The following is a 223-nucleotide window of genomic DNA, read 5'->3' on the forward strand; positions in this document are numbered from 1 at the left end:
GATGAACTTGTGGATCTGGGCTTCGCTCATCTTCTCGAGCTCGGCCTCGGTGACGAGACCTGACGAGATCGCCTTGGCCTTGATCTTCTCGGTGTTGAGGCCGCGGCCGTTGTCGGCGATGCAGATGATGATGTGGCCGCCCTCGTGATAGGCGGAGAGGCGGATGGTGCCCTGCTCGCCCTTGCCGCTGGCAAGACGCTCGGCGGGGGTCTCAAGGCCATGA

Annotated in this window: 1 pseudogene; it reads right to left on the minus strand. The window is 63.2% G+C overall.

Going from position 1 to position 223, the window contains the following annotated elements:
- A pseudogene (locus tag MOV75_RS42220) lies at positions 1-223 on the minus strand (hypothetical protein); the annotation flags it as partial.

The sequence above is a fragment of the Bradyrhizobium sp. PRIMUS42 genome (assembly GCF_023006515.1).
In the GTDB taxonomy this organism is placed as follows: Bacteria; Pseudomonadota; Alphaproteobacteria; order Rhizobiales; family Xanthobacteraceae; genus Bradyrhizobium.